Below are 22238 nucleotides of genomic sequence, written 5' to 3' on the forward strand. Positions count from 1 at the left end.
GAGGGCACGCGCCTACTCCCACTCGATGGTGCCCGGCGGCTTGCTGGTGATGTCATAGGTCACGCGGTTGATACCCTCGACCTCGTTGATGATCCGCGTCGCGGTCTCGCCCAGGAAATCATGGCTGAACGGGTAGTAATCGGCGGTCATCCCGTCGACACTCGTCACCGCGCGCAGCGCGCAGGCATAATCATAGGTCCGCCCGTCGCCCATCACGCCCACGGTGCGCACCGGCAGGATCGCAACGAAAGCCTGCCAGATCTCATCGTAAAGGCCGTGCTTGCGGATCTGGTCGATATAGACGGCATCCGCCTTTCGCAGGATCTCCAGCTTGTCGCGGGTGATCTCGCCGGGGCAGCGGATGGCAAGGCCGGGGCCGGGGAAGGGGTGGCGCCCGATAAAGCTGTCGGGCAGGCCCAATTCGCGGCCAAGTGCGCGCACCTCGTCCTTGAACAATTCGCGCAGCGGCTCGACCAGCTTCAGCCCCATCTTCTCGGGCAGGCCGCCGACATTGTGGTGGCTCTTGATCGTCACGCTGGGTCCGCCGGAAAAGCTGACGGATTCAATGACATCCGGGTAAAGCGTGCCTTGCGCGAGGAAGGCCGCGCCCTCGATCTCGTCGGCGTATTTCTGGAACACGTCGATGAACAGCTTGCCGATGATCTTGCGCTTGGTCTCGGGGTCCGAGACGCCGTCCAACTCGCCAAGGAACAGATCCTGCTCCTGCGCGTGAATGACCCGTAGGTTCATGTGGTCTCGGAACATGCCCACGACTTCCTCGCCCTCGTTCAGGCGCAACAGGCCATGATCGACAAAGACGCAGGTGAGGTTCTCGCCAATCGCCTCGTGGATCAGGGCCGCCGCCACGGAACTGTCCACCCCGCCCGACAGCGCGCAGATGACTTTCGAGTCGCCCACCTGCTCGCGGATCGCCTCGACCATCTCCTCGCGGTAGGCGGCCATGGTCCAGTCGCCCTTGAACCCGGCGCGCTTGACGAAATTCTCGTAAAGCGTGCGGCCATTGGGCGTGTGATGCACTTCCGGATGGAACTGCACCGCGTAGAAATCCCGCTCCAGATCGGCGGTGATGGCAAAGGGCGCGTGCGGCGAGGTGCCGTAGACCGCGAACCCGGGCGCCAGTTCGGCCACATGGTCGCCATGGCTCATCCACACCTGCTCGCGCTCGCCAAGGAACCAGCCCGCCAGAAGTTCGATGCGCTCTTCCGTGGGCGACACCCAGGCGCGGCCGAACTCCGCCGTGCCGCCGCCGCCAGAGATCTTGCCGCCTTCGACGCGCCCACCCAGGTCCTGCATCATGACCTGCTGGCCATAGCAGATGCCAAGGATCGGCACCCCGAGGTCATAAACCGATTGCGGCGGGCGGGGTGCGCCGTCGCGGGTCACCGTGTCGGGGCCGCCCGAAAAGATCACGGCCTTGGGCGCAAAGTCCTTCAGGAATTCGTCCGTGACATTCTGGAACGGGTGAATTTCGCAATAGACGCTCAGCTCGCGCAGGCGGCGCGCGATCAGCTGCGTCACCTGGCTGCCAAAGTCGATGATAAGAAGGCGGTCATGCTGGGTCATGCAAAGCCCATATGAAAAGCCCGTGCGCGATGCAACAGGTTTGAGCGTGCCTGACCAAGCAGCGCACGGACATGACGTGCTACCACATCTCGTAAGGTGGGCGAGAGCCCACGCGCATTTGCCCGCCGCATCCTCATCATCCCCCCGAATGTCGTTATAGACCGTGAAACGGCGCAAATCTCCCCCGACTCGCCCGCATTAGCGGATAATTAAGGGGACAGTCGCACTCTCATCAGGGTGCAAGTCCACGTTGGGGAACCAGAATATGGCCGAAGCAGCAGCCCGCAGACGGGCCCGGGGCGGAGGCGGCGCAGCCCGCCGCGCAGAACGTACCGCCGTCAGCGTCGAAACCGCCAAATATATCGAGCGTAACATCCCGAATTTCGAGATCCTCAACGAAGAGGCGCTCGAGATGATCGAGCACAACGCCGAAACCGTTCTGGAAGAGATCGGCGTCAACTTCGTCGAGAACCCCAAGGCGCTCCAGATGTGGAAAGACGCCGGCGCCGACTTGCAGGGCGAGCGGGTGCACATCCCCCGCGGCCTCGCGCGTGAGCTGATCAAGACCGCGCCGTCGCAATACACCCAGCACGCCCGAAACCCCGAGCGCAGCGTCGTCGTGGGCGGCAACAACCTGGTCTTCGCCCCGGTCTATGGCCCGCCCTTCGTGCGCGACAACGCGGGCGGACGGCGTTACGCGACGATGGCCGACTTCGAGAAATTCGTGAAACTCGGCTACATGTCCAAGTGGCTGCACCACTCGGGCGGCACGGTGTGCGAACCCACCGACATCCCCGTGAACAAGCGTCACCTCGACATGCTGCGCGCGCACATGGTGCTGTCGGACAAGCCCTTCATGGGCTCCGTGACCGAGCCCAGCCGCGCGCAGGACAGCGTCGACATGTGCGGCATCCTCTTCGGTGAGGAGTTCGTGCAGCAGAACACCGTGATGACCTCGCTGATCAACATCAACTCGCCGCTGACCTTCGACGAGGTGATGATGGGCGCGATGGAGGTCTACGCCAAGAACAACCAGGCCTGCATCGTGTCGCCCTTCATCGTCGGCGGCGCCATGGCCCCGGTGACCGTGGCGGGCACCCTGACGCAGGTCATGGCCGAGGCGCTGGCCGGCGTCGCCTTCAACCAGCTCTGCAATCCCGGCGCGCCCGTCATCATGGGGGCTTTCGTGACCTCGATCGACATGAACTCCGGCGCGCCCACCTTCGGGACGCCAGAGGCCGCGCACATCACCTATGGCGCGGGACAGCTGGCCCGCCGCCTGGGGCTGCCCTACCGCTCCGCCGGGTCGTTCAACGGCTCCAAGCTGCCCGATGCGCAGGCCGCCTACGAGACCGCCAACAGCCTCAACATGGGGCTTCTGGCAGGCGTCAACTTCATGCTGCACTCCTGCGGCTGGCTCGAAGGCGGGCTGGTGTCCTCGTTCGAGAAGTTCGTGATGGATGCCGACCAGCTGGGCGTCTACCACCACCTCGCCAAGGGCATCTACACGGACGAGAACGGCCAGGCGATGGATGCCATCCGCGAGGTCGGCCCGGGCGGGCACTACCTTGGTTGCGCCCACACCCAGGCCAATTTCAAGACCGCCTTCTGGCGGTCCGAAATGCTCGACTACAAACCGTTCGAGCAATGGGCCGACGAGGGCGAGCAGGACACGATGGCGTTGGCCGCCACCCGGGTCGAAAAGCAGCTGGCCAATTACCAGCAGCCCGCGCTCGACCCCGGCGTGCTCGAAGCGCTCAACGCCTATGTTGCCGAGAAGAAGGCTTCGATGCCAGACGCCTTCGCCTGATCCTTCACGGCACCGGCGCGGGCTGCAAGCCTTGCGCCGGTGCCTCCGGTTTGGGCGCCAACGTGGCCCGGATCAGCCGCGCCTCTCCCATGATCGCAATCATCACGTCCACGTGCCGGGCCACCGCGTACTCCGCGCGCCGTCCGCGCCGGGCCGTGTCAAGCTCCGCCTCGAGCGCGAGCAACTCCGCCAGTGCCGCGCCGCTGTCGGGCAGGGCGCTCGTGTCCAGGTGCCGCGGCAAATGCAACTCGCGGCGGTACTGCCCGGCGCCCAGCCGGGCCGCGCGGATCAGAAGCCGCGGGCGTTTGAGCGTGTCGAGAACGCAAAGCAGATCGGTCATGTCAGGTCTCCTTCATTCGGGAGCCCGATGAGTGCCACACCCGGCCGGGGCGTTGCGTGAGTCGCTGTTCAACCGAACGGAACCGTTTCCAATTGTTCACACAATCGAAACCATTGTTTCCAGACTGGCTGTAAATTAACGAACTGGTAACCAAGTCGCCCCTAGGTTGCATCCCGCTTGTGGATAAATCTGTGGGCAAATTGGGGCAACTGATCCTCTTGCAAGAGATCAGGCCAAGGAGGGAAACGGATGAGCAAAGCTGGCTTGGCGGGGGCACCCGCCTCGAAAGATCTGTCCTGGGTGCCGATGGCAGCCATCACCTATCTGGCCCATACCGAGGGCGGCACGTCGATCCGGGCGCTGGCCCGGCGACTCGGCTGTCACGCCTCCACCGTTTCTCGACAGGTCCGTGCGCTCGAAGCCTTGCGCGACGACCACCTTGTCGACGAAGCGCTGCGCCGCCTTGGCCCGCGGGTGATGTCCCATCCGGACGCCGGTTCGTGCATCAAGGAGAAACGCATGACCGCGCTGCCCGAATACCAGAACGTCCAACCGACACTGACCGAAACCCGCCTCAACCGCGAAGCCCTGCGCGTGCTGCGCCGCCTGTGTGAAAAAGGGGCCGTGCTGGCCGTGGCCGCCGAGATGGACAAGGCCGTGGTGGTGCGCGAAACCGAGGCCGGGCAGAACCGCACCGCGGTCGTCGATCGCGACATCGCCGAGGCGATGGCGCTGAAATGCTGGATCAGTTGCGACGCGCCGGGCCGGGTGTCGCGCTATGCGATCACGTCGGCGGGGCGGACCGCGCTCGGACAACTGATGGCCCAGGCTGAAAACAGGGCCCGGGGATTCGTCGAGTCGCAAGCCGCCTTCCTGGGCCAGGATGCCGCGATGGACCAAGAAGATGGCGAAGAGCGACAGGCCCGATGCCGCATCCGCTATGGCATCGCCGAGTCGCCCCTGATCCTGCTCTCGCGCCGCCGCGACCGCGACGGCAGCCGCTTTCTCGGTCCCGATCTCGTCCGCGCCGGGGAGCGCCTGCGTGAGGATTTCGAGATGGCGCGTCTGGGCGACACGCCGCGCGACGACTGGACCGACATCCTGACCGGCGCGGCCCGGCCTACGCCCGCCGACTGGCAGAACGTCACCGCCCGGGCCGCCCAGGCCCGCGTGCTCGGGGCCCTGCGCGACCTGGGACCGGGGCTTGCGGACGTGGCGCTGCGCTGCTGCTGCTTCCTCGAGGGGTTGGAAAGCACCGAGAAAAAGCTCGGATGGTCAGCGCGCTCGGGCAAGATCGTGCTGCGCATCGCGCTGCAACGGCTCAAGCGGCACTACGCCGAATTGGGCGACAGCGCCGGACTGATGGGGTAGGGCGCGCGCGTCAGCCGCCCACCAGCCAGCCCACGCCGAACGCCGCCACGGCGCAGATCGTGCCCACCAGCAGCGTCTCGCCGACGCAGCGGCCCATCCGTTCGCCTGTCGCGTTCCAGCGCAACAGGCCGAGCGCGATAAGCGCCACCGCCGTCGCCGCGACCGAGAGCACGAAGGTCGATTGCGTGGCGTCGAGTATGAAATAGGGAAAGAGAGGTATCGCCCCGAAAACGATGAAGGACACGAAGGTGAACAGCCCGCTCAGCACGGGGCTGTCCTCGTCGGGGTCCTGCATGCCAAACTCGTAGGTCATCATCAGGTCGGCCATGATCTCGGGATGGCGCGACATGATCGTCGCGGCCGTGTCGGCCTCGCCCGCGGGCAGGCCGCGCTGGCGCAGGATCTCGAACAGCTCCATCCGCTCGTGTTCGGGGTCGGCTGCAATCTCGCGCAGCTCGCTTGTCCGCCGCGCGCGATACAGGTCGTGCTGTGATCGCAGCGACAGGAATTCGCCCAGCCCCATGCTGATCGCGTCGGCGAAAAGGTTTGCCAACCCGAAGACCAGAACAGCAACCCCGCCGATCTGCGCCACGCCCTCGGCCTGCGCACCGGCGAACCCCGCCACGATGGCAAAGGTGGTCACGATCCCGTCATTGCCGCCATAGACGATCTGTTTCAGGTGTTCCTGCGTCTGGCTCAGTCGATGCGCCTCGCGCCGGTGCCGTCGCCAATCCATAGCGCCCTCGGTTTCTGCCCCGAGCGCCAGCATAGAGCCGCCCACGCCTGGCGCAACAGCCCGCGCTCGCACTGCACGGGCGCATACCAAGCACGGCCCTGCAAAAAGAGGTGGGGCACTCGTTACCGGGCGTATCCGTCACATGCATGACGGGATTGCATCACTGGAACTTCCCACCGCAGTGACTTATAAATAGGATGTCTTACCAAAGGATTTGCGGGGAAAAATTCGTGCGCGATCTCAAGATCCCGGACCAGCGCCACCCTGAAAAGGCGCACCGGCCCAACAATGCCCAACCGAAAAAGCCGGACTGGATCCGCGTCAAGGCGCCCGTCGGCAAGGGCTATCTGGAAACCCGCCGGATCATGCGCGAGCACAAGCTGGTCACGGTCTGCGAGGAAGCGGGCTGTCCGAACGCGGGCGAGTGCTGGAACCAGGGCCACGCCACCATGATGATCATGGGCGAGGTCTGCACCCGCGCCTGCTCCTTCTGCAACATCGCCACCGGCAAGCCGCCCGAGGAGCTCGACCCGTTCGAGCCCGGGCGCGTGGCGGACGCGGTGCAGAAACTGGGGCTGAACCACGTGGTCATCACCTCGGTGGATCGCGACGACGTCACCGATGGCGGGGCCGAGCATTTCGCCCAGACGATCCGCGCGATCCGCCACCGTTCGCCCGGCACCACGATCGAGATCCTGACGCCGGATTTCCTGCATTGCGACCCTGCGGTGCTCGAGGTCGTGGTCGCGGCGCAGCCGGACGTCTTCAACCACAATCTCGAAACCGTGCCGGGGATTTACCCCGAGGTGCGCCCCGGTGCGCGCTATTTCCATTCCCTGCGCCTGCTTCAACGGGTCAAGGAATTGGATCCGGGCATCTTCACCAAGTCGGGCATCATGGTGGGCCTGGGCGAAGACCGGCAAGCCGTGCACCAGGTGATGGACGACATGCGCGCCGCCGATATCGATTTCCTGACCATCGGCCAGTACCTGCAACCCACGCCCAAGCACCACGCCGTGGATCGCTTTGTGCATCCGGACGAATTCGCGGCTTATGAAAAGGCCGCCTATGGCAAGGGTTTCCTGATGGTCTCGGCCACGCCGCTAACGCGCTCGTCCTATCATGCGGGTGACGATTTTGCCCGGCTTCGCGATGCGCGGATGGCCAGGCTGGGATAGGGGCGCGTCCCGTCGAGAACAGCAAGCGATCCCGGGTCAAGCCCGGGATGACGTCTGCGTCAGGATCGTACCGGACACAAGCCGCGTCCGACCATCCCGGACGTGATCCGGAATCTCATCTCGGCAAACAAAAACACCGACCTCGCGGGGCCGGTGCTCAACAGTGATATTCGCGTCAGGTCGCGCGGGGCCTTAGCGCCCCCAGCTGCGGACCGGGCCGCAATCCATGTGCACGAAGTTGGAGCCGGAGTAGCGGCCCACACCGCCGCCGCGACAGGCCGAAGCCGCGCGGTAGATCTGGTTCACCGAGCGCGAGTTCAGCCGCAGGTCGGCTGCCTGGCCGCGCAGGTGGCGCGAATTCTTCGCCACGCCGCTGGAGCGCGAGCGCAGCATCGCGTTGGTTTTCGGGCTGCGGTAGCCGGACAGTAGCAGGTAGGGCTCGTTCACATCCATCAGGTTGTGGGCCGCTGCCATGATGTCCATCGTGCGCATGTCGATGTTGTGGACGTCGTTGGTACGCCAGTCGCGCATGAAGAGGTTGATCTCGCGGACCGCGTCCCTGATGTATTCGCCTTCGATCCAGTAGATCGTGTCGATCTTTTCACCGGTGCGGGGCGAGGCCATGGTCAGCCGACGAATGTCGCCTGCGCCTCGAAGGAACCCTGCTGCGTTGGAAAACGTTGGTGCTGCGACCACTGTCGTAGCTGCAAATGCACCCAGTAACGCACGCCGCGTTACGCTCGTCGAGCTTTGATCGGTCATGTTGTTAGCGCCTGTCCCGTCGCTTGCCTGTTGCCGCGTTAAGTAGCGGCTCTGTTCATCTCATCCCCAGATGTGTGATTGTTATGGCATATCAGGAATCGGTTACCAAGGGGTGAAAGCCGGAAGGTTCCATAGCACAAGAGATTTCGGCAAGAATTTGCGCAAATTCCGTGCAGCCGTGTTTCCAGACCACAGCTGGCTTTGCGTCCTGGCGGCCACATGTGCCGGTTTTTACCTTTAAAACCAATTGTGATTGGACAGCTCATTCGCGATAGGAACAAATGATTGCGTGCGCTTGTTGCGCAGGCAGGGAATTCGTTGATTTGGAGAACGGCATGAGCAGCGCGTTGCGCACCTTTGGACACACCAGCATTTTCACCACCATTGTCAGTGGCCTGATGGCCGTTGTTTTCTGGATGTCCGCGTCACAACCCGCCGCCGCGCAGGTCACCGCCTTCAAACAGGCCGTCGCCGAGGCCGCCTCGGACGACCGCGATCTCGCCGCCTTCTATCGCAGCACCGGTTTCACCGGCATCTGGACCGACCAGGACGCGCACAAGGCCCGCCGACAGGCACTGTTCCTCGCACTGCAAACGGTGTCGGCCCACGGCCTGCCCCAATCGCGCTACGACATCGACGCGCTGGAACAGACGCTGCGCGCCGCGCGCACGCCCCGCGATATCGGCTTTGCCGAGGTCGCGCTCAGCAAGGCGTTTCTGAACCTGGCCGATGACATGCGCACCGGCGTGCTCGACCCGCGCCGCGTGGTGCCCGCGATCAAGCGCGAGCTGCGCGATTATGACCGCACCCGCACGCTGACCGCCTTTGCCGCCAGCGACGAGCCGCGCCAGTTCATCCGCCAGCTGGCGCCCTCGACCAACGAGTACAAACGCCTGATGAAGGAAAAGATGCGGCTCGAAACTCTCGTCGCCGAGGGCGGCTGGGGGCCGACCGTTCCGGGCGGCAAGCTCGAACCGGGCGCGTCCGGTGCGGCCGTGACGGCGCTGCGCAATCGGCTTATGGCCAAGGGCTATCTCGGGCGCACCGCCACGCAAAGCTATGACGCCACCATCCAGAAAGCCGTGCGGGAGTTCCAGCGCGACCACGGGCTGGAACCCGACGGCGTTGCCGGCGAAAGCACCCTGCGCGAGGTCAACGCCACCGCCGAGGACCGCCTTCAGTCGGTGATCGTGGCGATGGAGCGCGAGCGCTGGCTGAACCTGCCTGAGGGCCGGGGCAAGCGCCACATCCTCGTGAACCTCACCGACTTTTCCGCCCGCATCATCGATGACGATATCGAGACCTTCCGCACGCGGGCCGTGATCGGCGCCAAGGCCGCCGACCGTCAAAGCCCCGAGTTCTCGGACGAGATGGAACACATGATCATCAATCCGACCTGGCACGTGCCACGCTCGATCGCGGTCAAGGAATACCTGCCCAAGATGAAGCGCAACCGCAACGCCGCCGGTCACCTGCGCCTCGTGGACAGCCGCGGCCGCACGGTCAGCCGCTCCCGCATCAATTTCGGCGCCTACAACGCCCGCAATTTCCCGTTTGCCATCAAGCAGCCGCCCTCCAGCCGCAATGCGCTTGGCTTGGTGAAGTTCATGTTCCCCAACAAGTACAACATCTACCTGCACGACACCCCGCAGAAGCACTTGTTCGACCATGAAACCCGTGCCTACAGCCACGGCTGCATCCGCCTGCACCAGCCGTTCGATTTCGCCTACGCCCTGCTGGCCGTGCAGGAGGCCGACCCGAAGGGCAAGTTCCACGGCATCCTGAACACGGGGCGTGAAACCAAGGTCGATCTGGAAAATCACGTGCCGGTGCACATCATCTACCGCACCGCGGTGACCTCTCCCAAGGGTCATGTGAACTACCGCCCCGATGTCTATGGCCGCGATGCGCGGATTTGGTCCGCGCTGGAACGCGCAGGGGTTTCGCTGCCCGGCGTTCGCGGATAAACCGGCCCCGAACGAAGGGGTTGCCACATGTCCTATACCATAGACCAGATCGCGCGCGCGCTCGGGGCCAACGCCATGGGCGCGACCGACATCGCCATTGATGGCGTGTCCGAACCCGCCGACGCCGGGCCGGACCACCTCGCGCTGGCCATGAAGCCGGAATATGCCGAAACCCTCTCGCAGGGGCGTGCGCGCGCCGCGCTTGTCTGGGAGGGGGCCGACTGGCAGGCGCTGGGGCTGGAGGCGGCGATCGTCGCGCCGCGCCCGCGCTACGTCATGTCCGGGCTGAGCACGCTTTTCGATCCCGGGCAAGGCTGGGATGACGGGATTCATCCCTCGGCCGTCATTCACGACAGCGCCACTTTGGGGGACAATGTCACGGTCGGTCCGCTGGCGGTGATCTGTGCCGGCGCCCGGATCGGCGCGAACAGCGTGATCGGCCCGCAAAGCTTTGTCGGCACCGACGCGGTTCTGGGCGAACAGGCCTTCCTGCGCGAAGGTGCCCGCATCGGCGCGCGCGTGGTGATCGGCGACCGTTTCATCGCACAGCCCAACGCGGTCGTGGGCTCGGACGGGTTTTCCTATGTCACCCCTGACGTCTCGGGTGTCGAACGCGCCCGCCAGACCCTGGGCGACCAGGGCGACATTGCCGCGCAATCCTATGTCCGCATCCACAGCCTCGGCGCGGTCCGCATCGGCGACGATGTCGAGGTCGGCGCCCATGCCTCGCTTGACCGGGGCACCATCCGCGACACGGTGATCGGCGACCGCACCAAGATCGACAATCTCGTGCAGATCGGCCACAATTGCGTCATCGGCACCGACTGCCTGCTTTGCGGACAGGTCGGGCTGGCCGGCTCGGTCAAGGTCGGCAACAGCGTCGTTCTGGCGGGGCAGGTGGGGGTCGGTGACAATATCTTCATCGGCGACAACGTCATCGCGGGGGGCGGCACCAAGATCCTCGCCAACGTGCCCGCGGGCCGCGTCATGCTGGGCTACCCGGCGATGAAGATGGACACCCAGATGGAGGTCTATAAGTACCTGCGCCGGATCAAGCGGCTCTTTGCCGACGTGGCTGACCTCAAGAAAGCTGTTTCAAAACCGGATCAGAGTGACTAAAGCGGTTCGCGGAAAGAACGGGGTGCACCATGGATACCAAGGACAAGGTCATCGAAATCATCGCCGAACAGGCCGTGCTTGAACCATCCGACGTCACGATGGACAGCACGCTGGAGGAACTGGGCATCGACAGCCTCGGCCTCGTGGAAAGCATTTTCGCCATCGAGGAAGCCTTCGACATCTCGGTGCCCTTCAACGCCAACGCCCCCCAGGAAAGCGATTTCGACATTTCGTCCGTCGCCTCCATCGTGGCGGGAATCGAGAAGCTGGTGGCGGAACAGAAAGCGTGAAGCGGGTCGTCATAACAGGCGCGGGCACGATCAACGCGCTCGGGGCCAGCGTGCCCGAAACGCTCGAGGCGATGCGCGAGGGCCGCTCAGGCATCTCCGAACTGGATATCCGCGACGTCGACCGGCTGGCCATCAAGATCGGCGGCCAGGTCAAGGGCTACGAGCCCGAGGAACGCTTCAACCGTCAGCAACTGGCGCTCTACGACAGGTTCACGCAATTCACCCTCGTCGCCGCCCGCGAAGCCATCGCGCAGGCCGGACTTAAGTTCGAGGGCGAACTGGCCGCGCGGGCCGGCGTGGTGCTGGGCAATTCGGGCGGCGGCATGACCACGCTGGATGAAAATTACCGCTCGGTCTACGAAGAGGGCAAGAACCGCGTTCACCCCTTCGTGGTGCCCAAGCTGATGAACAACGCCGCGGCCAGCCACGTGTCGATGGAATTCAACCTCAAAGGTCCGTCCTTCACCGTCTCGACCGCCTGCGCGTCCTCGAACCACGCCATGGCGCAGGCGTTCCAGATGGTGCACGGGGGTCTCACCCCGGTGATGATCGCCGGCGGTTCGGAATCCATGCTCTGCTTCGGCGGCGTGAAGGCGTGGGAAGGGCTGCGCGTCATGTCCAAGGACGGCTGCCGTCCGTTCTCGGCCAACCGCAATGGCATGGTGCAGGGCGAGGGCGCGGGCATCTTCGTCTTCGAGGAACTGGAACACGCCAAGGCGCGCGGCGCCGAGATCCACGCCGAGGTCGCCGGCTTCGCCATGTCCTCGGACGCCGCCGACATTGTCATGCCGTCCAAGAATGGCGCCTCGCGCGCCATTTCCGGCGCCATGCTGGACGCCAAGATCAACCCCACCGACGTGGGCTATATCAACGCCCACGGCACCGGCACCGCCGCCAATGACAAGACCGAAAGCGCGGCGGTGGCAGATGTCTTCGGCGCCCATGCCGACCGGCTGATGATCTCGTCCACCAAGTCGATGCACGGCCACCTCATCGGCGGCACCGGCGCGGTCGAACTGCTGGCCTGCATCATGGCCCTGCGCGACGGCATTGTCGCGCCCACCATCAACTATGACGAGCCCGATCCCGAATGCGCGCTCGACGTGGTTCCGAACGAGGCGCGCGAGGCAAAGGTCGACGTGGCGCTTTCGAACGCCTTCGCCTTCGGCGGCCTCAACGCGGTGCTGGCGCTCAAGCGCTTCGCCTGACGATTGGCCTGCGGCCTTACGTCCGCGCGATGGATGATTGCCAGCCTCTTCAAAGGTTCAAACCGGACAGTCCGCCCCACAGAAACGAAAAACGCCGCCCCGAAGGACGGCGTTCCAAGTCGCAAGGTGGTGATGCGGCTTACTGGTCCAGCACCGACACCTCGTTATAGGCCGCGGTAAAGCCCGCCAGCGAGGCTTCGATTTCGACCACCTGGTCGGGGGCCTGCGCCGGCACCAGCGTCAGGCGCGCAGCGGCACCTGCCTGAAACGCGTCGATGTCGGCCTGGGTGAACCCGATACGGGCAAAACAACCACCCATCGAGCAGAACGAGTAGTTGTAGTTCTTGGCCTTGCCGCCATCGACCGAGATCTTCAGCCCCTGCGGCAACAGCGTGCCCAGCGGCACCGCGATCGTGGCACCCGCCACGGCCTGGCCGTCACTGGGCAGCTTGAACAGGCTGAACTCGGCCACGGGGTTCCCGCCTTCCTCGCGCAACAGCTGGTACATCTGGCAGGGGTCTTCGCCTGCCTCACTGCGGAAGCATTGAAGCTGCCAGTCGTCGAAGGTCTCCTTGATATAGGATGGATCTGCCTGCTCCTCGCGGCCCAGGTCCAGCCCGCTGGCCGGGTCGGTCTGTCCGGCGGTATCCGCAGCGTCGTCCGTTTCCGCCTGCGCTTCGGTTTCGGTCTCCGTTTCGGTTTCAGTCTCCGATCCAGTGGCGTCCGTCTCGGTCGCCGTGGCACCATCTGCAGTGCCTTCGGTCTCTTCCGTTTCCTGTGCGCTCAACGCCGAGCCGACGCCCAGCAGAACGAGAAATGGAAGGGTGTGCAAAAGTCTGGTCATGTGGACCCCGTTATCTAGTCTGAAATCAAGCTGCGTGCGCTCTAACATGGGTGATCGCAAGTGTCAGGATAAAACCGTAACGCCCGTGCCAGTGCAAGGCGGATTTTCGCTGCCTCTGAACCGGGGCCGGGCAGCGCTATCCTCTTGAAATAACAGCAGAACATTCCCCATGAAAAAGGAAAAGAGACCCAAAAGGTCTCTTTCCCAATTCTCCCTGCCGGACTGGCCGACTTATCTATTGAGCCGACGCTAGGACAGTTCCGACGAGCCGTCAACAGGCAATCATCAAAAAAACTTATCGAGCCATTTCAAGAGCATGCCCGCTAAGGTTGTGCCCGCGCCAACCGCCGGGAATTTGCCGCAACAAGTCCAGAAAAAGGGCCGCACCCGAAGGCGCGGCCAGTCTGACAGGGAGGAAGTCGCCCCGGACCAAGAGGACACGAGGCCCGGGACGAGATAAACACTGGCAGACAATCCTTAATTTTGTATGTTCGCATCGTGAAAAAACTTGGACGAGGGGGCAGGGGCTTGGAAAACAAGGTTTTCTTGGGCGGTGGCGGCGTCGATTACGCCGAGAAACAGGGGCTCAGCCTCAAATACGCGAACCGCCACGGTCTTATCGCCGGGGCTACGGGCACCGGCAAGACCGTCACGCTGCAGATCCTGGCCGAGGGCTTCTCCGCCGCCGGTGTCCCGGTCTTCCTGTCGGACGTCAAGGGCGACCTTTCCGGCCTCGCCGCCGCAGGATCGGCGGATTTCAAGCTGCATGAGGCCTTCATGACCCGCGCCGAGACCATCGGCTTTACCGACTACGCCTATGACAGCTTTCCGGTGACCTTCTGGGACCTTTTCGGCGAACAGGGTCACCCCGTCCGCGCCACCGTGGCCGAAATGGGCCCGCTTCTGCTCAGCCGCCTGATGCAACTGACCGAGGCACAGGAGGGGGTGATGAACATTGCCTTTCGCGTCGCCGACGAACAGGGCCTGACCCTGCTGGATCTCAAGGATCTACAGGCCCTTCTGGTCTGGGTCGGCGAGAACAGCAGCGAGCTTTCCCTGCGCTACGGCAACGTCTCGCGCCAATCCGTCGGGGCGATCCAGCGCTCGCTGCTCGTGCTGGAAAATCAGGGCGGCGCCCAGTTCTTTGCCGAACCCGCGCTGGAGTTGTCCGACCTGATGACCACCGCCCCCGATGGCCGGGGCCAGGTCAACATCCTCGCCGCCGACAGGCTGATGGGCGCGCCGCGCCTCTACGCCACGTTCCTTCTGTGGCTTCTCAGCGAGTTGTTCGAGACGCTCCCGGAGGTCGGCGATCCCGACAAGCCCAAGCTGGTCTTCTTCTTCGACGAGGCGCACCTGCTGTTCGAGGACGCCCCCAAGGCGCTCATCGACAAGGTCGAGCAGGTCGCCCGCCTGATCCGTTCCAAGGGGGTCGGCGTCTATTTCATCACCCAGAACCCCGATGACGTGCCCGAGGATATCCTGGGCCAGCTTGGCAACCGCGTGCAGCACGCGCTGCGTGCCTTTACCGCCCGCGACCGCAAGGCGCTGGAACGTGCCGCCGAGACCTATCGCCCCAATGACCGCTTCGATACCGCCGACGCCATCCGCGATGTGGGCACCGGCGAGGCGGTGACCTCCATGCTGCAAGACAAGGGCGTGCCCGGCATCGTCGAACGCACGCTCATCCGCCCGCCATCCTCGCGCCTGGGTCCCATCGACACGGCCGCCCGCCAAGGCGTGATTGCCGCGTCGCCCGTGGCGGGCAAGTACGAGACCGTCCTGGACCGCGACTCCGCCTACGAGATCCTTGCAAAACGCGCCGAGACGGCCGCGCAAGAGGCCGAAAAGGCCGAGACCGCCGCCGAGGAGAAATCCGCCGCCGAACGCGAGTTCAACGCGGGCCGCCGCTACTCCGGGTCCCGGGTCGATCGCTCGTCCTCGCGCAGCCGCAGGGAAAGCGACAGTATCGGCGGTGCCGTGATGAACGCCGTGGTCAAGGAACTGGGCGGCACCACCGGGCGCCGGATCGTGCGCGGCATTCTGGGCGGGCTCTTCAAGGGCAGGTAGCCATCGCCGTCCGGGGCACTTCACGAGGCGCGCCTGCCGGATCCTTAGCCTCAGGAGCTCCCGGATCAAGTCCGGGATGCGACTGGCTTTAACCAACGTTTAACAGCTAAGGCGCACGGTTTGTTAAATTCGGTCGCCGGAACCTGGCACCGTCGCGATACCGTAGGAATACCGACGCTTTACCGACGTGGTTTTCGCGCCTCCGCTGCCGTTAACCTTCGAGTCGCCTAGCGCCCGATCCGTTCCAGGTCGGCCAGCAGCGCCTCCGACATTTGCCGGGCCCGCCGCACCCGGCTTTGCGAGAGGTTCCGGGTCTCGGCCCGCAACAGCGCTTCCACCGCGATGAAGAAGGGCAGGGTCACTTCCCGCTCTTCCGCCGACAGCCGGAACGCGTCGCAAAAGGCGATGAAGCCTTGCCGGTCCACACCAAGGCAGGCCTCGCCCGACGGGATCATCGCGCGACGGCCCATATGCATCAGGAACCGCGCCATATCCTTGTATATGGGCGCCGGACGCGACCCGCCACAGTCAATTCCGGTCACCATATTTTCGTTCACGATCAAATTGTTGGGGTGAAAGTCCCCATGCGACACGGCAAACCGCCACTGGCTTTTGTCCATCAGCGGCACCAGGCGCTGGATTTCCTGCAGGATCGGCTTTTCCACTTGTTTCAACCGGGTGAACGCCTGCGTCTTCGCCGCCCGCTCGGCCCGCTTGGCCCATCCCGCGGGCTGGGCGGCAGCCTCGGTTTCGGTGCATTCCGTATAAGCCCGCAACCACCGCGCCGCGGGCTCCAGGTACCGCGCCCGCTCGGCCTCCGGCGCGCGGTAGATCCATTGCAGCAAGGGCGTGCCCTCGACCTCCGACACCGCCAGAAGGCCGGCTTCGGGTGCAAATCCCAGTGGCGCGCAGACCCGCAATTCGCCTTCACGCATCTTTGGCCAGATACGGCACAGCTCGTTCCAGTCCCGTGTGCAGTCCTCGACCCGGTCGAGATAGAGCCGGAAAACCGCCCGCTGCCCCCCGATCCGGCCACGCAGCACGACCCGCTTACCCGAAACCTCGCGGATGAGCTCCGTCACCTGAGTTGTTGAAAACGCGGCATCTTCCGCCGTCGCAGAATCCAGCCGCCGGGCGACTAGACTGGACAAGTCGGGGTCGGCCACGGGCGCGGCATCGGACGTGGAAAAGGGCTTCATGGCCGGTATCCTTCCCCATGCCCTGCGGGGCGTCAACCGAATTGAAGCCCGCGCCGCGCACCGCTATGGTGCCTGTTGAAAACCCATGCAAGAGGCCCCTGAAATGGACGACGACGCGATCAACACCATGTCTTTCGAACAGGCGATGAAGGCGCTCGAGGACGTCGTCACCCGGCTGGAGCGCGGCGACGTGCCGCTGGACGAATCCATCGCCTTGTACGAGCAGGGGGCCAAGCTGAAAAAACGCTGCGAAACCAAGCTGAAAGAAGCCGAAGAGAAAGTCGCGGCCATCACGCTCGACGGCGAGGGCACCCCCAAGGGCACCACCCCGGTCGAGGGGCTCTGATGCTTCAGTCCGCGCTCGCGGCGGACGCGACGGCCATCCGACGCTGCCTCGAGGCGCAAATCACCGGCGATCTTCCCCTGCATGCAGCAATGCGCCACGCGCTCTTCGGCGGCAAGGCCCTGCGCGGCTTTCTGGTGATGGAAACGGCCCGTTTGCACGATGTTAACCCTTCGCGGGCAGTCTTTCCCGCGGCAGGAATCGAGGCGATGCACGCCTACAGCCTGGTGCATGATGATCTGCCCTGCATGGATGACGACGATCTGCGTCGGGGGCAGCCCACGGTGCACGTGAAATGGGACGAAGGCACAGCCGTTCTTGTGGGCGACGCACTGCAATCGCTGGCGTTCGAACTTGCGGCCCATCCCGAGGGCGCCGACACATCCGAGGCCCGCGCCGAGCTTGCGCTGACGCTGGCGCGCGCAGCGGGAAAGGACGGCATGGTCTTGGGGCAGGCCCTTGATATCGCGGCGGAAACAGCGCCGGACCCATTGACGTTGGACCAAATCATCGCGCTGCAGGATGGCAAGACCGGCGCGCTTTTCGGCTGGGCTGCCTGCGCAGGCGCGGCCATGGCCCGCGCCGACATTGCGCCGCTCGCCGCCTATGCCAAGGCGCTTGGCCTGGCGTTCCAGATCCAGGACGACGTCATTGACGAGACGGGGGATGCCGCCGCCGTGGGCAAGGCGGTGGGCAAGGACGCCGCCGCCGGCAAGGCCACGTTCGTGTCGCTTCTCGGTCTCGAAGGGGCGCGACGGCGCGCCGCTGCCCTTGTTGACACCGCCTGTGACAGCTTATCTGCTTACGGAGAGGGGGCCGACCGCTTGCGCGACTTGGCCCGCTTCGTTATCTCGCGGCAGAGCTAGCCGCCCGGTCCAGGCCGGCAGCCAAATTCAAGGAGCGGCGACGCGTGACACGCCCCCAGACCCCCTTGCTGGACACGGTGTCCAGCCCCGCCGAGCTCAAGCGTTTCTCCGATGCGGAGCTGCGTCAATTGGCCGACGAACTGCGCACCGAAACCATTTCGGCCGTGTCGGAGACCGGTGGGCATCTGGGCGCGGGCCTCGGCGTGATTGAACTGACCGTCGCGCTGCACCACGTTTTCGACGCGCCGCGGGACAAGATCATCTGGGACGTGAGCCACCAGTGCTATCCGCACAAGATCCTGACCGGCCGCCGTGACCGTATCCGCACCATCCGGCAGGAGGGGGGGCTCAGCGGCTTCACGAAGCGCTCTGAAAGCCCCTACGACCCTTTTGGTGCCGCGCATAGCTCCACGTCGATCTCCGCCGCCCTGGGTTTTGCCGCGGCGCGCGACCTCGGCGGGGCCAGCGACACCGGCCATGGCGATGCCATCGCGGTGATCGGCGACGGGGCGATGTCTGCGGGAATGGCCTTTGAGGCGATGAACCACGCGGGCCACCTGAACAAACGCCTGATCGTGATCCTGAACGATAACGAGATGTCCATCGCCCCGCCCGTGGGGGCGCTGTCATCCTACCTTTCGCGCCTCTATGCGGGTGAACCGTTCCAGGAGTTCAAGGCCGCCGCCAAAGGTGCGGTGTCACTGCTGCCAGAGCCGTTCCAGATGGGCGCGAAACGGGCCAAGGAGGTGCTCAAGGGCATGGCCGTGGGCGGGACGCTGTTCGAACAGCTGGGGTTCAGCTATCTCGGTCCGATCGACGGGCATGACATGGACCAGTTGTTGCCGGTACTGCGCACGGTCAAGGCCCGCGCGCAGGGTCCGATCCTGATCCACATGATCACCAAGAAGGGCAAGGGCTATGCCCCCGCCGAAGGTCGGCGCGACGGGGGGCACGCGACCGCGAAATTCGACGTGGTCACGGGCGAGCAGAAGAAATCGCCTTCGAACGCGCCCAGCTATACCAAGGTCTTTGCCGAGGCGCTGCTGAAACACGCCGCCGAGGATGACCGGATCTGCGGCGTCACCGCCGCCATGCCGGACGGCACCGGGCTGGACCTGTTCGAGAAGCGTTACCCGTCGCGCTGTTTTGACGTCGGCATCGCCGAGCAGCACGCCGTCACCTTCTCCGCCGGGCTGGCCGCGGGCGGAATGCGGCCGTTCTGTGCGATTTACTCCACCTTCCTGCAACGCGGGTTCGACCAGGTCGTGCACGATGTCGCCATCCAACGCCTTCCGGTGCGCTTCGCGATCGACCGCGCGGGGCTGGTTGGGGCCGACGGCGCCACCCATGCGGGCAGCTTCGACGTGGCCTTTCTTTCGAACCTGCCGGGCTTTACCGTCATGGCCGCCGCCGATGAGGCCGAGCTGGTGCACATGGTCGCGACCGCCGCGGCGCATGACAGCGGGCCCATCGCGTTCCGCTATCCCCGCGGTGAGGGCGAGGGCGTCACGATGCCCGAACCCGGCGAGGTGCTGGAGATCGGCAAGGGCCGCATGATCCGCGAAGGCTCGCGCGTTGCGATCCTGTCCTTCGGCACCCGTCTTGGCGAGGTGATGAAGGCCTGCGAGGGGCTGGGCGCGCGGGGTATCACGCCGACCGTGGCCGATGCGCGGTTCTCAAAGCCTCTGGACACCGACCTGATCGACCGACTGGCCGCGGATCACGAGGCGCTGATCACGATCGAGGAGGGCGCCATCGGCGGGTTCGGCAGCCACGTGGCGCACCACCTGGCCGAGCAGGGTGTGTTCGACGAAGGCTTGCGGTTCCGCTCGATGGTGCTGCCGGACATTTTCATTGATCAGGCGAGCCCGGCCGACATGTACGCCGTTGCCGGGCTCAATGCCGCGCAGATCGAGGCGAAGGTGCTGGATGTGCTTGGGATTGGCCAGATCGCGGGAAGACGAGCCTGAGCGGGCTACACCGGATCGGCGCGACGGATGGCCCGCAGCATCGGGCGCGTCCGGCTCATTGATCTTCGACGGACTTGACCGAGATGCCTTGCTCTAACGCCGACGCCAGATTGTTAACCCCGCCTTGTGCGGTTTGCAGTGCGCCCAGGCAAAGCCAGGTGACGGCCGCCGCCATCACGACCCAGTCCACGGTCACGGCGCCGTCTTCTTCGGCGATGAATTTCTGGAGTGCGGAAAACATGGCAGTGTCTTTCCTAGTTGGTTGCGGAGCCGGTGCCCTTGGCGTTGCCGGCGAAAGTTAAGGTTCAGGGGTCAACACCCTCGACTGTCTTCGTTTCGACCGACGTCTTGATCGAGTCGGCAAGGCCAAAGGTTCCGTCCCGGGCCGTGCCGACTGTCAGGCATCCAAGGCAGATCACGCTGAAGCCAAGAACGATCCAGTCAACGCTCACCACGCCGGTGTCGTCGGTCAGAAAGTTTCTCAGGTGGTCCAGCATCCGGCTTCGGGCCATTGGTATTGTCTCGGTCTTTCGAAGTTGCCGCGTTTCGAAAGCAGCTTCGGCACGCATCGACGAGGATGAAGGTGGGTCTGAAATAGGGCGGAAATGTGGCAAATTGGGCAAAAGCGGGATGTTAACCTTTTCTAGGGCCAAATTTATGCCCCTTTCTGTGATGCCGAGATTTCAATGGAGCCGCATGTCGAAAACCGTTGAGTAGAGCGAAACAGTTAAACCGGGTCGGACAACGCAAATGCCATCTGATTGTCACATTGCACGAATCAATTTTAGCAAATTTTGCGTTGTCAGCGGATATGCTCAGTCTGCCTGATCAAGCGTAGCGCCTTTGAAAAAAAGGCCGGTGCGCCGAGCTACGATACAAGAACCGCGACGCAAGCGCCCAAAGTGAGCAGAAATCTGAACCCACGCGCCTCATTTTGACCCAGTTTCGACGGGGAGCCTGCACAGAAGACGTTAGCGCAGGGCGTCAGCCGTGTAGGACCGCGACCTCTAGGCAATCAGGACCGTTCATGGCAACCTGACTGCGATATCGTTTTGGGAATATTGGGATTAGAAGCATGTCCAGATATTTCGCCGCCCTGCTTGCCATCGTGACGATCAACTTGGCGGCTCCCTCTGCTGCACAAGAGAACCCCGAGTCTGTCTTTCGGGATTATGACCACATGCGCAGCATCATGGATGACGGCATGATGAACCAGAACATCGTCATGCTGATGCGCGCGTTCGGTGCGTCCGACGAGATGACGGCCGACGAATTGCAAAGCCTCGAGGCACAGGTGAAAGCGCTCTTTCCCAAGCCGCTGGATACGGTCGAAGTCATGAAATCCGAAAAGCTGGGCGATCATTGGACGCGCGAGATGTACGTCTACTACAGCGGAATCAATTACATCTACGCCTTGGTGCTGTTTCACACGCGGCCAGACGCCGTGGTCGCCGTCAACTTCAAGTTCAACACCGATCCCGTTGTTCTGTTGGGCGAATTCTGAGCCACCGGGGCAGGGCGGTTACACCCGAGGCGCGGGAACTAGACAGACAGTCTTGCCGCCTGGCTGCCACGCTCGCGGTAGGGCGTGGTGTTGTAATGCGAACGGTAGCATTTCGAGAAATGCGACGGCGAGGCAAAGCCACAGGCAAGGGCCACGTTGATCACCGTCATGTCGGTCTGCATCAGCAGGTTGCGGGCCTTTTGCAGGCGCAGTTCCATGTAGTAGCGCTTCGGCGAACGGTTCAGGTAACGCCGGAACAGCCGCTCCAGCTGCCGCGTGGACATGGCCACCTGCTTGGCCAATATCGCGGGGCTGATCGGCTCCTCGATATTGCTCTCCATCATCTGGATGACCTGGCTGAGCTTGGGATGCCGGACCCCGATGCGCGTGGGCACGGACAGCCGCTGCGTGTCCTGGTCGGTGCGGATCGAGGAATAGATCATCTGGTCGGCCACTGCGTTGGCCAACTGCTCGCCATGGTCGTCGGCGATGAGTTTCAGCATCAGGTCGATGGACGAGGTGCCACCGGCCGTCGACATGCGGTTTCCGTCGACCACGAAGACGGACTTCGTCAGTTCCACCTCGTCGAATTCCTCGGTAAAGCTGTCGTGGTTTTCCCAGTGGATCGTCGCGCGCTTGCCATCCAGCAGCCCGGCCTTGGCCATGATATAGGACGCCGTGCAAAGCCCGCCGATCCGCGGGCCCCGGCGCGCTTCGCGGCGCAGCCAGTTCAGCATTTTCTTGGTAGCCGCTGTCTGGATGTTGGCACCGCCACACAAAAGGACGACGTCCTCGCGGCGCAACTCCTCAAGCCCGATATCGACCTTGAACCGCGTTCCTGCCGAGCAGGATACGGTCTCCTCGTCGTCGGAGTCACCCGCCATAACCCATTCGTACAGGGTCTCGCCGGCCATGCGATTGGCGATACGCAAACAATCAAGCGCCGAGGCAAAGCTCAGCAGCGAGAAATTCTCCAGCAATACGAAAACGAAACGTTTTGGCCCGGACGTGGGGCCAGCGCTTGTTTTGGTCGCTTCCGTGCGCATGTTCTCTACTCCCTGCGCAATGGCCTATCGG

At 64.0% G+C, this 22238-nt stretch carries 21 protein-coding genes; 12 read left to right on the forward strand and 9 right to left on the reverse strand.

The genetic code is table 11. The features are described 5' to 3' along the window. Positions 1-12 precede the first annotated feature (12 nt). Positions 13-1584 carry a glutamine-hydrolyzing GMP synthase gene (gene guaA / locus RBB18_RS00715; protein ID WP_274591866.1) on the reverse strand — a complete coding sequence of 524 codons (1572 nt, stop codon included), beginning with the start codon at positions 1582-1584 and terminating at the stop codon, positions 13-15. Positions 1585-1849: 265 nt separating this feature from the next. On the opposite strand from guaA, the gene RBB18_RS00720 reads away from it, so the two are divergent. Next, a complete protein-coding gene (locus RBB18_RS00720; RefSeq protein ID WP_306110477.1) occupies positions 1850-3394 on the forward strand; it encodes a trimethylamine methyltransferase family protein in 1545 nt (514 codons plus the stop codon). A gap of 4 nt (positions 3395-3398) precedes the next feature. On the opposite strand, the gene RBB18_RS00725 is transcribed toward RBB18_RS00720, so the two are convergent. After that, positions 3399-3734: a DUF6477 family protein gene (locus RBB18_RS00725; RefSeq protein ID WP_306110478.1), complete on the reverse strand. Its 336-nt coding sequence runs from the start codon at positions 3732-3734 to the stop codon at positions 3399-3401. Positions 3735-3983: 249 nt separating this feature from the next. On the opposite strand from RBB18_RS00725, the gene RBB18_RS00730 reads away from it, so the two are divergent. Continuing rightward, positions 3984-5105, forward strand: a complete 1122-nt coding sequence (locus RBB18_RS00730) for a DUF6456 domain-containing protein (RefSeq protein WP_306110479.1) — start codon at positions 3984-3986, stop codon at positions 5103-5105. 10 nt (positions 5106-5115) lie between these two features. On the opposite strand, the gene RBB18_RS00735 is transcribed toward RBB18_RS00730, so the two are convergent. Next, positions 5116-5841: a VIT1/CCC1 transporter family protein gene (locus RBB18_RS00735; protein ID WP_306110480.1), complete on the reverse strand. Its 726-nt coding sequence runs from the start codon at positions 5839-5841 to the stop codon at positions 5116-5118. A 230-nt stretch (positions 5842-6071) separates the two neighbouring features. Between RBB18_RS00735 and lipA the strand changes: the two genes are divergently transcribed. Beyond that, entirely contained in the window at positions 6072-7019 is a 948-nt protein-coding gene (gene lipA, locus RBB18_RS00740) for a lipoyl synthase (RefSeq protein ID WP_103761845.1), read from the forward strand. A 192-nt stretch (positions 7020-7211) separates the two neighbouring features. On the opposite strand, the gene RBB18_RS00745 is transcribed toward lipA, so the two are convergent. Continuing rightward, positions 7212-7781: a DUF882 domain-containing protein gene (locus tag RBB18_RS00745; protein ID WP_306110481.1), complete on the reverse strand. Its 570-nt coding sequence runs from the start codon at positions 7779-7781 to the stop codon at positions 7212-7214. Between the two features lie 335 nt (positions 7782-8116). On the opposite strand from RBB18_RS00745, the gene RBB18_RS00750 reads away from it, so the two are divergent. From RBB18_RS00750 to RBB18_RS00765, 4 genes are read left to right on the forward strand one after another with little or no spacing between them, the layout of a single operon-like run. Beyond that, the gene (locus RBB18_RS00750) at positions 8117-9748 is read left to right on the forward strand and encodes a murein L,D-transpeptidase (RefSeq protein WP_103761247.1); all 1632 of its coding nucleotides are present in this window, start codon (positions 8117-8119) and stop codon (positions 9746-9748) included. A 27-nt stretch (positions 9749-9775) separates the two neighbouring features. Next, positions 9776-10867, forward strand: a complete 1092-nt coding sequence (lpxD, locus tag RBB18_RS00755; RefSeq protein ID WP_306110482.1) for a UDP-3-O-(3-hydroxymyristoyl)glucosamine N-acyltransferase — start codon at positions 9776-9778, stop codon at positions 10865-10867. 29 nt (positions 10868-10896) lie between these two features. Next, a complete protein-coding gene (locus tag RBB18_RS00760; protein ID WP_103761245.1) occupies positions 10897-11157 on the forward strand; it encodes an acyl carrier protein in 261 nt (86 codons plus the stop codon). Next, positions 11154-12365, forward strand: coding sequence for a beta-ketoacyl synthase (locus RBB18_RS00765; protein WP_306110483.1), 1212 nt, complete (start codon positions 11154-11156; stop codon positions 12363-12365). The genes RBB18_RS00760 and RBB18_RS00765 overlap by 4 nt, the downstream gene beginning before the upstream one ends. A gap of 139 nt (positions 12366-12504) precedes the next feature. Here the strand turns inward: RBB18_RS00765 and RBB18_RS00770 are convergent, their stop codons facing one another. Further along, the gene (locus RBB18_RS00770; protein ID WP_306110484.1) at positions 12505-13209 is read right to left on the reverse strand and encodes an invasion associated locus B family protein; all 705 of its coding nucleotides are present in this window, start codon (positions 13207-13209) and stop codon (positions 12505-12507) included. 528 nt (positions 13210-13737) lie between these two features. Between RBB18_RS00770 and RBB18_RS00775 the strand changes: the two genes are divergently transcribed. Further along, positions 13738-15279: a helicase HerA-like domain-containing protein gene (locus RBB18_RS00775; RefSeq protein ID WP_306110485.1), complete on the forward strand. Its 1542-nt coding sequence runs from the start codon at positions 13738-13740 to the stop codon at positions 15277-15279. Between the two features lie 227 nt (positions 15280-15506). Here RBB18_RS00775 and RBB18_RS00780 read toward each other — a convergent pair whose 3' ends face one another. Further along, positions 15507-16478, reverse strand: coding sequence for a phosphotransferase (locus tag RBB18_RS00780; RefSeq protein WP_306110486.1), 972 nt, complete (start codon positions 16476-16478; stop codon positions 15507-15509). A 103-nt stretch (positions 16479-16581) separates the two neighbouring features. On the opposite strand from RBB18_RS00780, the gene RBB18_RS00785 reads away from it, so the two are divergent. The 3 genes from RBB18_RS00785 to dxs are packed head-to-tail and all read left to right on the forward strand — an operon-like array spanning position 16582 to position 19657. Further along, the gene (locus RBB18_RS00785) at positions 16582-16824 is read left to right on the forward strand and encodes an exodeoxyribonuclease VII small subunit (protein ID WP_103761844.1); all 243 of its coding nucleotides are present in this window, start codon (positions 16582-16584) and stop codon (positions 16822-16824) included. Further along, complete coding sequence (locus RBB18_RS00790) at positions 16824-17687, forward strand: polyprenyl synthetase family protein (protein ID WP_306110487.1); 864 nt, start codon at positions 16824-16826, stop codon at positions 17685-17687. The genes RBB18_RS00785 and RBB18_RS00790 overlap by 1 nt, the downstream gene beginning before the upstream one ends. 44 nt (positions 17688-17731) lie before the next feature. Further along, entirely contained in the window at positions 17732-19657 is a 1926-nt protein-coding gene (gene dxs, locus RBB18_RS00795) for a 1-deoxy-D-xylulose-5-phosphate synthase (RefSeq protein WP_306110488.1), read from the forward strand. Positions 19658-19712: 55 nt separating this feature from the next. Here dxs and RBB18_RS00800 read toward each other — a convergent pair whose 3' ends face one another. Together RBB18_RS00800 and RBB18_RS00805 are read right to left on the reverse strand one after the other, a co-directional pair. Continuing rightward, on the reverse strand, positions 19713-19898 hold the full coding sequence (locus RBB18_RS00800; protein ID WP_103761238.1) for a Flp family type IVb pilin: 186 nt from the start codon (positions 19896-19898) through the stop codon (positions 19713-19715). Between the two features lie 64 nt (positions 19899-19962). Next, entirely contained in the window at positions 19963-20169 is a 207-nt protein-coding gene (locus tag RBB18_RS00805; protein ID WP_146049943.1) for a hypothetical protein, read from the reverse strand. Between the two features lie 563 nt (positions 20170-20732). Between RBB18_RS00805 and RBB18_RS00810 the strand changes: the two genes are divergently transcribed. Beyond that, positions 20733-21161 (forward strand): hypothetical protein, encoded by a 429-nt coding sequence (locus RBB18_RS00810; RefSeq protein WP_306110489.1) that lies wholly within the window; start codon positions 20733-20735, stop codon positions 21159-21161. Positions 21162-21199: 38 nt separating this feature from the next. Here RBB18_RS00810 and RBB18_RS00815 read toward each other — a convergent pair whose 3' ends face one another. Next, positions 21200-22207 (reverse strand): GlxA family transcriptional regulator, encoded by a 1008-nt coding sequence (locus RBB18_RS00815; RefSeq protein ID WP_103761235.1) that lies wholly within the window; start codon positions 22205-22207, stop codon positions 21200-21202. Positions 22208-22238 lie beyond the last annotated feature (31 nt).

Origin of the sequence: Roseovarius sp. MMSF_3298 (assembly GCF_030733705.1) — a bacterium.
In the GTDB taxonomy this organism is placed as follows: domain Bacteria; phylum Pseudomonadota; class Alphaproteobacteria; order Rhodobacterales; family Rhodobacteraceae; genus Roseovarius; species Roseovarius confluentis.

Excerpts from the sequence above, each read along its gene's own strand:
- RBB18_RS00790 (WP_306110487.1), top strand. The coding sequence starts at position 16,824 with ATGCTTCAGTCCGCGCTCGCGGCGGACGCGACGGCCATCCGACGCTGC.
- RBB18_RS00730 (WP_306110479.1), top strand. The coding sequence starts at position 3,984 with ATGAGCAAAGCTGGCTTGGCGGGGGCACCCGCCTCGAAAGATCTGTCC.
- RBB18_RS00745 (WP_306110481.1), bottom strand. The coding sequence starts at position 7,781 with ATGACCGATCAAAGCTCGACGAGCGTAACGCGGCGTGCGTTACTGGGT.
- RBB18_RS00780 (WP_306110486.1), bottom strand. The coding sequence starts at position 16,478 with ATGAAGCCCTTTTCCACGTCCGATGCCGCGCCCGTGGCCGACCCCGAC.
- RBB18_RS00720 (WP_306110477.1), top strand. The coding sequence starts at position 1,850 with ATGGCCGAAGCAGCAGCCCGCAGACGGGCCCGGGGCGGAGGCGGCGCA.
- RBB18_RS00770 (WP_306110484.1), bottom strand. The coding sequence starts at position 13,209 with ATGACCAGACTTTTGCACACCCTTCCATTTCTCGTTCTGCTGGGCGTC.
- RBB18_RS00800 (WP_103761238.1), bottom strand. The coding sequence starts at position 19,898 with ATGTTTTCCGCACTCCAGAAATTCATCGCCGAAGAAGACGGCGCCGTG.
- RBB18_RS00815 (WP_103761235.1), bottom strand. The coding sequence starts at position 22,207 with ATGCGCACGGAAGCGACCAAAACAAGCGCTGGCCCCACGTCCGGGCCA.
- RBB18_RS00805 (WP_146049943.1), bottom strand. The coding sequence starts at position 20,169 with ATGGCCCGAAGCCGGATGCTGGACCACCTGAGAAACTTTCTGACCGAC.
- RBB18_RS00750 (WP_103761247.1), top strand. The coding sequence starts at position 8,117 with ATGAGCAGCGCGTTGCGCACCTTTGGACACACCAGCATTTTCACCACC.
- RBB18_RS00725 (WP_306110478.1), bottom strand. The coding sequence starts at position 3,734 with ATGACCGATCTGCTTTGCGTTCTCGACACGCTCAAACGCCCGCGGCTT.
- lpxD (WP_306110482.1), top strand. The coding sequence starts at position 9,776 with ATGTCCTATACCATAGACCAGATCGCGCGCGCGCTCGGGGCCAACGCC.
- RBB18_RS00785 (WP_103761844.1), top strand. The coding sequence starts at position 16,582 with ATGGACGACGACGCGATCAACACCATGTCTTTCGAACAGGCGATGAAG.
- guaA (WP_274591866.1), bottom strand. The coding sequence starts at position 1,584 with ATGACCCAGCATGACCGCCTTCTTATCATCGACTTTGGCAGCCAGGTG.
- RBB18_RS00735 (WP_306110480.1), bottom strand. The coding sequence starts at position 5,841 with ATGGATTGGCGACGGCACCGGCGCGAGGCGCATCGACTGAGCCAGACG.
- RBB18_RS00810 (WP_306110489.1), top strand. The coding sequence starts at position 20,733 with ATGTCCAGATATTTCGCCGCCCTGCTTGCCATCGTGACGATCAACTTG.
- RBB18_RS00760 (WP_103761245.1), top strand. The coding sequence starts at position 10,897 with ATGGATACCAAGGACAAGGTCATCGAAATCATCGCCGAACAGGCCGTG.